This window comes from Virgibacillus chiguensis, from assembly GCF_900129865.1.
Classification (GTDB): Bacteria; Bacillota; Bacilli; order Bacillales; family Amphibacillaceae; genus Virgibacillus; species Virgibacillus chiguensis.
On the sequence record NZ_FQXD01000001.1, the window covers coordinates 194,796 to 208,647 of the forward strand.

Sequence of the window (13,852 nt, forward strand, 5' to 3'; positions counted from 1 at the left end):
GGAAAAAAAGCCAGTTACATCTACCAATGTCACAAGCAGAATTTAGAATGCATCACAAAAACGAATAAATCGAGGAGCTTTATCGGCAGCTACACCTTCTTGAATGCGCTCTCCCCTGATTCAATTAAACCAAGGATTGGGCAATTATTCTGGCTAGATAAATATGCAGGTCAACAATTTTTCACCATGTATCTCCCCAAGTGTTCCACCCATTACAGTAAAATCTTGTGCATAAATGTAAACAGGTTCTCTTTTATTTTACCATAACCTGTTACTACTTCGTCACATATGCGCTTTCTTCATTCTGCATAGATGTCACACGTTGTTTTATGAACGGATAAAATTCAACAAATGATTCTGCCTCCAACAAATAAGCAATACGTTCACAGGCTGTTAGTTTTCCTTTTGCATGTTGTTGATTTATTCGTTGTTTTCCACCTCCTAATTTCATTTGGCGTCGCTTTTCATACAACTCGTTCAACTTATCATACATATCCATTTGTGGTTGTCCACCCTTCACAAAATTCAAACAAAACACCATTTGCTGCTTTAGGGTGTATAAATGCGACGTAGTTATCCCATGCTCCCTTCCTTGGGTAATCATCCACTAAAGGAATGTGGCGCTCTTTGCATTTTTGTATACGCTTAGATAGTTGGTTAACTCCCAATGCCACATGATGAACGCCTTCACCATATCTCTCAATGAACTGAAAAATAGTAGACTTTTGACTCAATGGTTCCATCAATTCTAAATAGCTTTCTCCAATAGGTAAAAAGGCAATGGAAACGAGCTCCCTTTCTAATAATTCACGCCTTGTAACTTGTAATCCTAGTATTTGTGTATAAAAAGGCAATACATTGTTAATTGAACGTACAGCAATGCCAATATGCGCAATTTGTTTTGGCTTAGATAAATATTCAGACATGATCTTCCTCCTCTAATTTTGCGTTTCTATATCATGCATATTTATCATTTTACTTATACAGACCACGTTTTTTATTTCACTATAGGAAAATCAAATTTTAGAGTTACTGTAATTTTGACTGTTTCCTAGAATACTCAAAAAGGTTTACTTTTAGAAAGCAGGGATAAAATTTTCCGTATGACATTTTGTAGAAAAATACTTTACAATACTTGTCCAAACATCTATTTCAAGGTAAAATAAAGTAAATAAACATGAAAATATATTATGGACATCTATTATAGTAAATAAGTTTGTTTCCATTGTTCAATGGATTTACTTAAATCCACTGTATGGTTTAGAAATATTGAAAGTTTTGTAGTGGAAATCTTACGAAACCTTATGTTCATTATAAATAGAATTTCAAATTGTAAGGAGGATCACAAATGTCGCGACAATCTAAGCGTCAACGCAGAACAAAAATTGTTGTCTATATTATGATTATAGCAATGCTTCTCTCCACTATAACAACAGGTCTTATGATGTTTATATAAGTTTTTACTATGAATATACAAAGACTCCTTGTAAAGGAGCTCTTTGTTACTTTTCATTATATTTCTTCCTTACTTAGCTAAAAATAGAGACTAAATCTAATAAGGAATTGCCCATAAGACATTCAAAATATCGTTTAGCCATTAAGTATGAACATTCGTTAATGCTTTCTGTAAGATATTAAAATCAGAAAATTGAAACGATGTTATAACGCTTGCTGCTATTAAACTTACGTTTCCAGTTGCTTCTTTTTTTTAACAACATCACTTTCTTTATATTTCATCTTCACAATTAAGTAATCTTCAATATCATGCAACAAACGAAAGAGGTTTGCCCTTGTCTCGAATTCCTCTTTGGAACAAGGAAGTTCTTCCTCATCAAACTCTTTACGTAGATTTTCTAATCGTTCTAGATAGATAATGGCTGTGTTTCCAGGATGAACAGCCTTTGACAGATCCTCAAAAAAATCAGCTATCTTTTCCGAAATGGTGTCCTTTTTTGGTAGCTTTGTAACTAATGGTAGCATCCTTTGTAATAATTCAAATTGACGTGTGCGCATTTTGAAATAGTCTCGATAAATATGTTTGCTTCGTAATAGATGATTTTCCTTATCCCGTTCGACTAAATCACTTGTCTCGTCCAAAATTTCTCCGATTCTCTTAATTTCTTTTCCATCCCAATCAATATTTTTATTACGTACATAGAGAGCAATTTCATATAAAACAAATTGAAAATTTTCCTCTAAGTCTTGTTGTTTCTCCTTTAATTTCCGGTCTAAACTTGGCATATATAGATTCATTACGAGCCCAGTTCCAATTCCAATAACAATTAATAGAAATTGATCCACTAGAAAGTTTATATCTAAATAATTTGCTCCATATAAATTTAAAATGATAACAGAGCTGGTAGCTATACCTTGCGTAATATTAAAAATCACAGTTACCGGAATAAAAACCAATAACAATAGTCCAAGAACTAATGGGTGATAACCAATAAAATAAAAGAAAATGATGGAAAAAACAGATGCAATGATACAAGCCAAGAATCTGTTCCATGCACTTAAGAAGGATTGTTTTCTTGATGGTTGAATACATAAAATGGTTAAAATACCAGCGGAAACAAAGTTTGTTACACCTAATAATTGTGCAACCCATATAGCAATTGGAGTTCCGATTGCTGTTTTGATTGTTCGATACCCAATTTTCAAACGTCATTCTCCTTTAAAATTAATTCCTATCTACGTAAGAGTTTTACTCATTAAGAAAGAACAAGAACGAAACTATTTTGAAGGATACGAAAAAATGGGCTGACCTATAATATAGCGACAGCCCTCTTTTTCATAAATTCGTTTAAACTTCTTCACAATGTTGTTCAAAAATTTGTTGCAAGTTGCCAATTACATCAATAGCATTATGTCCTTCAATATCATGACGCTCCAACATCGTGACTATTTTCCCATCTTTAAGGAACGCAAAGGAAGGAGAAGATGGTGGGTATCCTTCAAAATATGTTCTTGCCCTTTCCGTAGCTTCTTTATCCTGACCTGCAAATACGGTTACTAAATGGTCAGGTCGTTTATCATAATGAACTGCATTTGCAGCGGCAGGTCTAGCAATACCACCTGCACAACCGCATACGGAATTAACCATAACGAGGGTTGTTCCTTTTCGAGATAACGCCTCATCAACAGCCTCAGGTGTCGTGAGCTCTTCATATCCTGCTTCTCTTATATCTTCTCTTGCAGCATTTACAACATCATTCATAAATATATTAAAATCCATTACCAAATCAAACCCCTTATTATAATGATACGTAACCTTGTTGTTAGAATAACAGCATTAAAGGAATATTTCAATAAAATACATTTGAACGCATGCTATACCAAGCTATAGTTATAATTGCTATCCTGTTACTTACAGTTAAATATTGCTTTATCCCGCATATCATGAGATTCCTACTTGAGTAAGATGAGAGCCGAACAATAAAGTGGGAGACAACAACATCTCATTCCCTTTTTCAGTAAGAGGTCTTAGGCCTACCTGGATGAATAACTTCATTGAGGGACCAAAGTCCCCAATGATTAAAGTAGAACTATACGAAATGCCTTCTACAGGCTTTTAAAATGTTTATCTAATAGACATTTATAGTATGTTCGTTCATTTGTTCTAAAATAGCTTTTACTCGAGCTAAAAATTGACCGCAAATCAATCCATCTAATATCCTGTGATCCAGAGATAAAGATAAATTCACCATGTTTCTAGCAGCAAACATATCATTAACAATGACTGGACGTTTCACTATGGACTCCACTTGTAAAATAGCTGCTTGTGGATGGTTAATTACCCCCATAGAATGAATGGAGCCAAATGATCCCGTATTATTAACAGTAAAAGTTCCACCTTTCATATCATCAGGAGTTAATTTTCCCGTTCGCGCCTTAACAGCTAATTCGTGAATTTGCTTTGCAATGCCTTTAACGCTTTTATCATCAGCATGATGGATCACTGGAACAAACAATTCTTGATCTTTTGCTACGGCGATCGAAATATTAACATCCTTACGTTGAATAATCTTATCTTCCGCCCACGTACTATTTAATTGCGGGAATTCTTTTAAAGCTTGAGCTACAGCTTTGACAAAAAAGGCGAAAAAAGTTAGTCCATAACCTTCTCTTGTTTTAAACGTGTCTTTAACCTTGTTTCTGTACGTTACTAAATCCGTCACATCTACTTCCACCGTCATCCAAGCATGCGGAATTTCTTGTGTAGAACGTACCATATTTTGTGCAATTGCTTTGCGTACTCCACTAACAGGAATTTCTACATCGCCAGGATAAGTTCCAGATACCGATTTATTCAATGGTTTAACTTCCTGTGGTGACACTTGTTCTTCCGTTTGAAATGCAACTTTACTTGGTTCAGGAATTTTACCAGACGCAATAATCTTCTCCACATCTTTTCTAGTGATTCTTCCTGCTTTCCCTGAACCTGTCACTTGTTCCAAATCAATATCGTGTTCTTGAGCTAAATGTAGCACAGCAGGAGAATAGCGTTTTTTCATAGATTGATCTGAACTAGCTTCCGCTTCTTTATGTTCAACAGCTTCAGTAGATGAACTACTACGCTGTTCCTGTTTTGAACCTGGTTCATCAACAGTGTCGATATAACACATTAGTTCTCCAACTTCAATTGTGTCGCCTTCTTGAGCAACAATTTCTTTAATCTTCCCACTATAAGAAGATGGTACTTCAGCATTTACTTTATCTGTTAGAACCTCGGCAATCGGGTCATATTTGTTTACTTCATCTCCAACCTGTACGAGCCAAGAACTGATGGTGCCTTCCGTTACACTCTCACCTAACTGGGGCATATTGATTTTTTCTATTGCCATTATTTATCCTCCTATCAGCTATTTAAAATTCCGCTAATTCACGCATGGCTTTTTCTACTTTATCAGGATTAATCATAAAGAACTTTTCCATCGTCGGTGCATATGGCATGGATGGAACGTCAGGACCTGCTAGCCGTTGTACAGGAGCATCTAAATCAAATAAACAATTTTCGGCAATGATCGCTGCAACTTCACCAATAATACTGCCTTCTTTATTGTCTTCAGTAATTAATAGTACTTTACCAGTTTTCTTTGCAGCTTCAATAATAGCCGCTTGATCCAAAGGATATACGGTTCGTAAATCTAACACATGTGCACTAATTCCATCTTCTGCTAATTTTTCTGCTGCTTGTAAAGCAAAATGGACACAAAGACCGTATGTAATGACGGTAATGTCAGATCCCTCCTTCTTAATATCTGCTTTTCCAATAGGAAGTACATAATCATCTTCTGGTACCTCTTCTTTTAATAAGCGGTATGCGCGTTTATGTTCAAAAAAGAGCACTGGGTCATTATCGCGTATTGCTGCTTTAAGTAATCCTTTCACATCATAAGGTGTGGATGGCATAACAATTTTCAAGCCTGGTTGATTAGCAAATACCGCCTCTACGGATTGGGAGTGATATAAAGCGCCATGGACTCCACCACCATACGGAGCGCGAATCGTTATTGGCGCATGCCAATCATTATTAGAGCGATAGCGTATTTTAGCTGCTTCAGAAATAATTTGATTTACTGCTGGCATAATGAAGTCTGCAAACTGCATTTCTGCTACAGGGCGCATGCCATACATCGCTGCTCCTATGCCAACTCCAGCAATAGCTGATTCTGCAAGTGGCGTATCTAAAACTCGAGCTTCTCCAAACGTTTCATACAGTCCATCCGTGGCACGAAAAACCCCGCCTTTTTTTCCAACATCTTCTCCTAAGACAAACACGTTTTCATCTCGTTGCATTTCTTCTCGTAAAGCAGTGGTTATTGCTTGAATGTAGGACATTACTGGCATTGTATTTCCCCCTCCTTACTCCTCATATACAAATTTTAATGCTTCTTCTGGTTTTGCGTAAGCAGCATTTTCTGCGTAATCTGTAGCATCATTTACTTCTTGTTGAATGACTTCATTCATTTCTTTCTCGACTTCGTCTGTTAATACGCCAACATCCTTTAAATACTTCGCAAATGTAATAATCGCATCTTTTTTCTTTGCTTCCTCTACTTCATCACTTCCTCGATATAGTCGATCATCATCATCACTAGAGTGAGCAGTTAACCGATAAGAAACAGCTTCTATTAATGTTGGTCCTTCTCCCTTCAACGCACGTTCATGCGCTTGTTTGACAGCATCATAAACTGCTAAAGGATCATTCCCATCCACAGTAACTCCCGGCATTCCGTATGATTGTGCTCGTTCAGCTACGGTTTTACTCGCAATTTGCTTTTCCAGTGGGACGGAGATGGCATATTTATTATTTTCTACCATTGTAATAACAGGAAGCTTATGTACACCTGCAAAATTTAACCCTTCATGGAAGTCACCTTGGTTGGATGAACCTTCTCCTAATGTTACAAACGAAACAATGGGGTCATGCTTCATTTTTGCAGCAAGCGCAACGCCAACCGCATGTGGAAGTTGTGTCGTCACAGGTGAAGAACCCGTTAGTATACGATTTTTCTTTTGACCAAAATGCCCAGGCATTTGTCTTCCACCAGAATTTGGATCTTCTGCTTTAGCAAAACCAGATAGCATTAAATCCGTTGTTGTCATACCAAACGCCAACACCACTCCCATGTCTCGATAATATGGAGCCACATAATCTTTTTCCCGGTTTAAGGCAAAAGCGGCTCCAACTTGGGCTGCCTCCTGTCCTTGACATGAAATAACAAAAGGAATTTTCCCAGCGCGATTAAGTAACCACATTCTTTCATCTATTTTTCGAGCAAGCAACATGGTGCGATAAATATCTAAAACTTGCTCTTCAGTAAGCCCTAAAGCTTTATAGTCTTTTTTTGACATACAACGTCCCCTCCTTTAAAATCCTTATCCGTGTATTTGTTTTCCATCTACCGCAAGCGCAGCCTCACCAATAACTTCCGACAAAGTAGGGTGTGGATGAATAGCATGAGCAATTTCCCAAGGAGTAGCATCCAGCACTTTAGCTAACCCCGCTTCAGAAATCATATCGGTTACATGTGGGCCAACCATATGAACTCCTAATAAATCATCATTTTGTTTATCAGCAACTATTTTTACAAATCCATCTGTTTCGCCGTAAACGAGCGCTTTACCAACTGCCTGAAAAGGGAATGTACCAACCTTCACTTCATACCCTTTTTCTATTGCTTGTTGCTCTGTTAAGCCAACACGAGCTACTTCAGGATTGGAGTAAATACAAGTAGGAACTTGCAAATAATTAATTGGCAATGGCGATTGGCCTGCCATATGTTCTACAGCAACAATTCCTTCATGTGAAGCAACATGAGCTAATTGCATGCCACCAATTACGTCACCAATTGCATATATATGCGATTCTTTCGTTTGATAAAATGCATTTGTTTGAATAACATCTTCGTCCACAACAATATCGGTATTTTCCAAACCAATATTTGTTATATTCGCTTTACGACCAACAGAGACAAGTATTTTCTCTGCTTGAAATGACTGCTTTTCCCCATTAATTTCAGCATCTAAACGAACTACCTCTCCTTTATCAACGGTATCTGCCAATACTTTTGCTTCTGTTACAAAGGTTACGCCTTTTTTCTTTAATAATTTTTGTACTTCTTTAGCAACTGCTTCATCTTCTGTAGGTAATATTTGCTTCGCGTATTCAATAACAGTAACATTTACATCAAAATCCGCCAACATCGATGCCCATTCAATACCAATTACGCCTCCGCCAACAATAAGGATCGAATTTGGTAATTCTGTTAAATTCAACGCTTCATCCGAAGTCATTACAAACGACTGGTCTACTTCTAACCCCGGTAAAGTTTTCGGTTCCGAACCTGTAGCTACTAACACATTTTTAGGAATTAGCATGGTATTCTCTTGCCCGTCTCCATGTTCAATCGATATCGTTCCAGCCATCGGGGAAAAAATACTTGGTCCTAAAATACGACCATGCCCATAATACGTATCAATTTTCCCTTTCTTCATTAATCCCTTGACACCTTGATGCAACTGGTCAACAATTTTTTGTTTTCGTTCCTGTACTAAAGGAAATTTCAATGTAGTTGCTTCCGTTTCTATTCCATACAAAGCGGCCTGTTTGGTTTGCCTATATACTTCAGCACTTCGTAAAAATGATTTTGAAGGAATACAACCACGATGTAAGCAAGTGCCTCCTAGTTCTCGCTTTTCTACAACAGCTACTTTCATTCCAAGTTGGGAGGCGCGAATAGCTGCTACATAACCGCCAGTTCCTCCTCCAAGTACAACTAAATCATATTCTGTTGCCAATTCATTCACTCCTTTTATCCAGTCTTATCATCATAAATCTTTGCTTGTTCTTCTCCACGTAAAACACGCAACGCCCCTTCGTTTAATGCCTGTAATTCGTCTTCACCAGGATAAACAATTGTATCGGCTATCCAGTCTACACGTTCCACAATCATATCTGTAAAGGTTTTACCATGAGCAAGGCCACCAGTTAATACAATGGCATCTACATCCCCTTTTAATACAGCACTTAAAGCAGCAATTTCTTTAGCGACTTGATAAGCCATTGCTTCATATACTTTTTGAGCATACGAATCCCCTTGAGAAATTCGTCGTTCAACTTCCATTGCATCACTTGTCAGTAAATAGCCCATTAATCCGCCGTTACCAACAATTTTACGCATGATTTCTTCTAAGTAATATTGGCCTGAAAAGCACATTGATACTAAGTCGCCAACAGGAACAGTCCCTGCTCTCTCTGGAGAAAAAGGTCCTTCTCCATGTAAACCATTATTAACATCAATTACTTTCCCAAGATGATGGGCACCTACCGTAATACCTCCACCCATATGTGTTACAATAAAATTCATTTCCTCGTATACCCCGCCAACTTGTTTAGCTACTCGTCTAGCAACGGCTTTTTGATTCAGTGCGTGAAAAATACTTTTTCTAGGAAGTTCAGGTATACCAGAAAAACGGGCTATTTCAGCAAGTTCGTCTACTACGACGGGATCTACAATATATGCTGGTATATGAAGGGAAGAAGCAATTTCATTTGCAATGATACCACCTAAATTGGAAGCATGATGCCCGTTGTACCCTCTTTCTAGATCAATAATCATCGCTCCATTTACTTCATATGTTCCACCTGCAATTGGTCGAATTAATCCACCTCTTGCACAAACAGCATCCAATTTAGAAACACTAATCCCTTCATAATCAAGTTGTTCTAATATTACATTTTTACGAAAGGATTTTTGTTCGCTAATAGATATAAAACCCTGTAATTCATCAACAGAATGGCGAATAGTTGTTTCAAAAACGCATCCCTCATTATCAAACACACCTATCTTCGTTGATGTAGAACCTGGATTGATAACAAGTGTTCTAAAGATTTCTTGCAATACATATCCCCCTCCACAATTTGTGGTTTGCAAATAGCTTTTTTACTTTGTAGCCATTCGTGCAAAAGCAAACACGAATGGCTTCTATTTATCTTCTACTTAAAATATGATGACCATTTAACAAAAATTGACTCCTAGAACGATATTCAGATTTAATTCTTTCTTCAGCCATTCGATTTGCAGCTAAGTAAGTAGGTATATTATCTCGTCTAGCGATGGCAAATACTTTTACCAAGCTGTCATATATAGTTTCAACCTTCTTCATAGCCCGATCGTAATTATATCCTTGTAACTCATCAGCAACATTAATAACCCCACCAGAGTTAATGACATAGTCAGGTGCGTAAACAATCCCTTGCTTGTGAATCATATCACCATGTCGCGACTCTTTCAATTGATTATTAGCTGATCCAGCAATAACTTTTGCTTTTATTCTTGGAATCGTGTCATCATTTATCGTTGCTCCAAGTGCACAAGGTGCATAAATATCACAATCCACATCATAAATTGCATCCGGTTTAACTGCTTTTGCATGGAAAGCTTCTACTGCTCTTTGTACAGCTTGTTCATTGATATCTGTTACTACTAAATTAGCTCCTTCTTTATGTAAATGTTCACAAAGAGCATAAGCAACATTACCTATACCTTGAACTGCAACTGTTTTTCCTATTAAAGAATCATCCCCAAATGCTTCTTTAGCGGCAGCTTTCATGCCTTTATATACGCCATAACCAGTTACTGGAGAAGGGTTTCCGGAAGACCCTGATTCTGGGGAGATACCCGTCACAAAATCGGTTTCCATATGGATAGTATCCATATCTTGCACGGTTGTACCTACATCCTCTGCTGTAATATATCTTCCATTCAAACCTTGGATATAACGACCAAAAGCACGAAACATTTCAGGGTTTTTATCTTGTTTTGGGTCACCAATGATAACCGTTTTCCCACCACCTAAGTTTAGTCCAGCTGCAGCATTCTTATAAGTCATTCCTTTAGCTAAACGAAGCGCATCTTCAAGAGCAGCTTCTTCTGTTTCATAGGTCCACATTCTCGTTCCACCTAAAGCAGGGCCTAAAGTTGTATCGTGGATGACAATAATTGCCTTCAACCCAGAATTCTTATCTTGACAAAACACGACTTGTTCATAATCATCTTGTTCCATGTAGCGAAATAGTTCCATTAAGATCTCCTCCTATTTGAATTAGTGGTCATAATTGCTAATGATAGCGAATGTAATTTGCTTTCAACGGTATCTGCTCGTGACGTTAAAATAATCGGTGCTTTAGCTCCGCAAATAAGAGCAGCTACTTTTGCTTGTGCATAATAAATAAATGATTTATATAAAGCATTGCCTACTTCAATGGAAGGGGCGAGAAGAATATCTGCATCCCCTGCAACTTCTGATGAAATACCTTTTTGAACTGCCGCTCGCTTTGATACAGCATTATCAAATGCTAAAGGTCCATCGATAAGACAGTTTTTTATTTGCCCTCTTCGTTGCATTTGCGTAAGTATAGCAGCATCCATCGTAGACTGCATACTAGGATTCACTTTCTCTACCGGTGCTAGAGCAGCTACTTTTGGTACCTCTATCCCAATACTTTGTGCAACTTGTACTGCATTTTCAACAATAGTAACTTTTTGTTGCATATCGGGCGCAATATTCATTGCTGCATCTGTTAATATCACAAGTTTTTCTTGATTTGGAACTTCAAAGACTGCAGTGTGTGATAAAATTTTTCCAGTTCGCAATCCATACTCTTTATTAAGAACTGCTTGCAAAACATCTTTTGTTGCGATGTTTCCTTTCATTAATATATCTGCTTGCTTTTGGCTTACTGCTTTAACACTTGAATGTGCAATCGCAGTTAAATCAGTTGCATGTTGAATAGAGACTTTTTCTTTATAGTTGGATAAATGGAGCCCTATTCGGTTTGCTGTTTCCTTTATTTTCTCTTCATTTCCAACAAGCAAAAATTGGCAAAGGTTTTCTTCAAGAGCTATTTTAACAACTTGTAATATACCTTCATCTTGAGCATTTGCAATGGAAACAATATTTCCTTCTTTCTTTTTGGCTGCAATTTTTAGTTGGTCTAAACCACCCATATTTCCCTCCTATCTTCTCTGCCATAGTTATTATGCAAATACTATGCCAAAAGAACAATCATTGTAAGCGCTTCACTTAAATACTACTCCCCTGCAATTTGTTGCGCATACCTGCAAACTATTGCAGGTCAGGTTTTGCAATTTGATGTTTTTCCATTTTATAGTAAAGATTTCGGATTGAAATTTGCAACGACTTGGCCGTTTTTGTTTTATTATAATCATTTTGCTCATATACTTGCGCAATATAATTTCTTTCATATTCTTCCATTGCTTGTTGTAAAGATGGAGAGCTTGTTTGAAGTACTGGTGAAAAACTCGGCTTCCTCTCCTGATTTTCTAAATGAGGCAGATGGGATTGTTGAATTGCTTTTTCTTGAATCCCCATATAAATCATGGCTCTTCCTATTACATTTTCTAGTTCACGAATGTTTCCTGGCCAATGATAATAATTTAAATGAGTTATAGCTTGCTCAGAAATGTGTTGCACGTCTCGTCCGTAATCTTGATTAATTTTTGTAATAATATGCTTCGCAAGTAATGGAAGGTCAGAAAGCCTCTCCTTTAAAGATGGAATAAATATAGGTAAACGGTTCAATCGATAATATAAATCTTCGCGAAACGTTTTTGCCATAATTGCTTTTTCGAGATTTACATTAGTTGCTGCAATCACACGCACATCAATCGTAATTGGAGTCGTCCCTCCAACACGTACAATTTCATTTTCTTGTAACACTCGTAATAATTTTGCTTGCATGTGTAAAGACAATTCACCAATCTCATCTAAAAATATACTCCCGTTATTTGCTTCTTCAAAAAAACCTTTTTTTCCGCCTCTTTTGGCACCAGAAAAAGCTCCTTCTTCATAGCCGAACAACTCACTTTCTAATATCGTTTCAGCAATGGCGGCGCAATTAACGCGTATAAATTTATAGTGTTTACGGTCACTTTCATTATGAATGGCGTGAGCAAATAATTCTTTTCCAGTACCAGATTCGCCTCGAAGTAAAACAGTAGCAGGTGTTCTAGCACCTACTTTCGCTTGCTCTAAAGCAATTTTCATTTCTGGAGAAGTACCAATAATATCCGTAAATGTATACTTTGCTTCCAAATTACGTATAATCTGTCTTGCACGCTTTAGTTCATTGGTTAATGACTGCACTTCGGAAATGTCGTGAAGTACACCGACACTGCCTTTTAATTTACCATCTACAATTACAGGAGCAACGTTGACATATACTTCTTTTTTATTTGGGCCAACTTTCATTAATACTCCTCTTATGGGTCTTCTTGTTTGTAAGACCCTCATATGTACACTCTCTCCCTCAGAAATATCCGTAGTTGCTGGTTTGCCAATGACGTCAGAGGCAGCTAATCCAGTGATTTTAGTATAGGCAGGATTTATCATTAACCCAAGACCTTGTTCGTCTACAACACTGATTGCCTCATCAGAAGAATGAATAATTGCTTCTAACATCGTTTTAATTTCTTTTAAGTCGGTGTTTTCTTCTGCTAAATGTACGACTTCCGTAATATCTTTAAAAACAGCAAACGCACCTAGTAGACTATTGTCTGACCGTATAATTGGAATCCTTGTTGCAATAATCTGTTTCCCGTTTTCTAAAGTTAATTTTTGATTTATTTCCTTTCTACGGTTTTTTAACACTTCAGTAAGACGTGTACGATAAATGACTTTTTCTATATGTTCTCCTTCAAGTAGTTTCTGCTTTGAGGTGTTAATAATCTTTTCTGCACTTTTATTAACAAAAGTGATAAACCCATTAGTATCGACGACAATCATGCCATCACGTATATTGTTTAATATCAACTCTTGATTTAGCATTTGTAGTTCTATTTCTTCTAACAGCTCTTGTTTTTCATCAAATAGCTCAGAAATGATATAAGCAACTGTCCCTGGAATAATTACTGTCCTTCGATTACGTCGCTGTAATAGTGCTTCTAATACAAATTCATTGCCAGTTGCTTCAATGATAATATCAATATTTTCATCAATCCAATTTTTCCACGAACGTCCTATAGGAATGTCCCATTTTTCTGCCGCTACTAGACCGGGAGCAGACGAATTCGTGTCCACGATAGCTACGACTTTCATAGTTTGAGTAGCATGGAGAATTTTTAATATTGCACTCCCGCCTTTACCAGCACCAACAATAAGAACGCGTTTCATTCCATCCCACCTTGCATTTTTTTGCATACTTATATCTTACGTTAGTCTGCAAAGTAATGCAATATGTGTATTTCATTTATTTCTATAGCCAATCTTGAAGTGGTGTTTTGCTTTATTCCTTTTTCTGTCCTTTTTTGCTATACTATATTTG

The 13,852-nt window shown here is 37.0% G+C and carries 13 protein-coding genes; 1 reads left to right on the plus strand and 12 read right to left on the minus strand.

The genetic code is table 11. The features are described from left to right. Positions 1 to 274 precede the first annotated feature (274 nt). Both BUB45_RS20345 and mce read right to left on the minus strand, forming a co-directional pair. The gene (locus BUB45_RS20345; protein ID WP_244527636.1) at positions 275 to 520 is read right to left on the minus strand and encodes a carboxyl transferase domain-containing protein; all 246 of its coding nucleotides are present in this window, start codon (positions 518 to 520) and stop codon (positions 275 to 277) included. After that, positions 486 to 926 carry a methylmalonyl-CoA epimerase gene (gene mce / locus BUB45_RS01025; protein ID WP_073004302.1) on the minus strand — a complete coding sequence of 147 codons (441 nt, stop codon included), beginning with the start codon at positions 924 to 926 and terminating at the stop codon, positions 486 to 488. The genes BUB45_RS20345 and mce overlap by 35 nt, the downstream gene beginning before the upstream one ends. A gap of 422 nt (positions 927 to 1,348) precedes the next feature. On the opposite strand from mce, the gene prli42 reads away from it, so the two are divergent. Then, a complete protein-coding gene (prli42, locus tag BUB45_RS19485; RefSeq protein WP_116277013.1) occupies positions 1,349 to 1,456 on the plus strand; it encodes a stressosome-associated protein Prli42 in 108 nt (35 codons plus the stop codon). 227 nt (positions 1,457 to 1,683) lie between these two features. Here the strand turns inward: prli42 and BUB45_RS01030 are convergent, their stop codons facing one another. The 10 genes from BUB45_RS01030 to BUB45_RS01075 form a co-directional block, all read right to left on the minus strand. Then, complete coding sequence (locus tag BUB45_RS01030) at positions 1,684 to 2,661, minus strand: aromatic acid exporter family protein (protein WP_073004304.1); 978 nt, start codon at positions 2,659 to 2,661, stop codon at positions 1,684 to 1,686. 142 nt (positions 2,662 to 2,803) lie between these two features. Beyond that, positions 2,804 to 3,235, minus strand: coding sequence for a BrxA/BrxB family bacilliredoxin (locus BUB45_RS01035; RefSeq protein ID WP_073004306.1), 432 nt, complete (start codon positions 3,233 to 3,235; stop codon positions 2,804 to 2,806). Positions 3,236 to 3,584: 349 nt separating this feature from the next. After that, positions 3,585 to 4,844 carry a dihydrolipoamide acetyltransferase family protein gene (locus BUB45_RS01040; RefSeq protein ID WP_073004308.1) on the minus strand — a complete coding sequence of 420 codons (1,260 nt, stop codon included), beginning with the start codon at positions 4,842 to 4,844 and terminating at the stop codon, positions 3,585 to 3,587. Positions 4,845 to 4,866: 22 nt separating this feature from the next. After that, positions 4,867 to 5,850, minus strand: a complete 984-nt coding sequence (locus BUB45_RS01045) for an alpha-ketoacid dehydrogenase subunit beta (RefSeq protein WP_073004310.1) — start codon at positions 5,848 to 5,850, stop codon at positions 4,867 to 4,869. A gap of 15 nt (positions 5,851 to 5,865) precedes the next feature. Then, complete coding sequence (locus tag BUB45_RS01050) at positions 5,866 to 6,858, minus strand: thiamine pyrophosphate-dependent dehydrogenase E1 component subunit alpha (protein WP_073004311.1); 993 nt, start codon at positions 6,856 to 6,858, stop codon at positions 5,866 to 5,868. Positions 6,859 to 6,882: 24 nt separating this feature from the next. Then, positions 6,883 to 8,304 (minus strand): dihydrolipoyl dehydrogenase, encoded by a 1,422-nt coding sequence (gene lpdA / locus BUB45_RS01055; RefSeq protein WP_073004313.1) that lies wholly within the window; start codon positions 8,302 to 8,304, stop codon positions 6,883 to 6,885. A 14-nt stretch (positions 8,305 to 8,318) separates the two neighbouring features. Further along, positions 8,319 to 9,407, minus strand: a complete 1,089-nt coding sequence (gene buk / locus BUB45_RS01060) for a butyrate kinase (RefSeq protein WP_084723497.1) — start codon at positions 9,405 to 9,407, stop codon at positions 8,319 to 8,321. Positions 9,408 to 9,495: 88 nt separating this feature from the next. Further along, complete coding sequence (locus tag BUB45_RS01065; RefSeq protein WP_073004316.1) at positions 9,496 to 10,590, minus strand: Leu/Phe/Val dehydrogenase; 1,095 nt, start codon at positions 10,588 to 10,590, stop codon at positions 9,496 to 9,498. Then, a complete protein-coding gene (gene yqiS / locus BUB45_RS01070; RefSeq protein ID WP_073004318.1) occupies positions 10,590 to 11,516 on the minus strand; it encodes a phosphate butyryltransferase in 927 nt (308 codons plus the stop codon). The genes BUB45_RS01065 and yqiS overlap by 1 nt, the downstream gene beginning before the upstream one ends. A 118-nt stretch (positions 11,517 to 11,634) precedes the next feature. Next, entirely contained in the window at positions 11,635 to 13,701 is a 2,067-nt protein-coding gene (locus BUB45_RS01075; protein ID WP_073004320.1) for a sigma 54-interacting transcriptional regulator, read from the minus strand. Positions 13,702 to 13,852 lie beyond the last annotated feature (151 nt).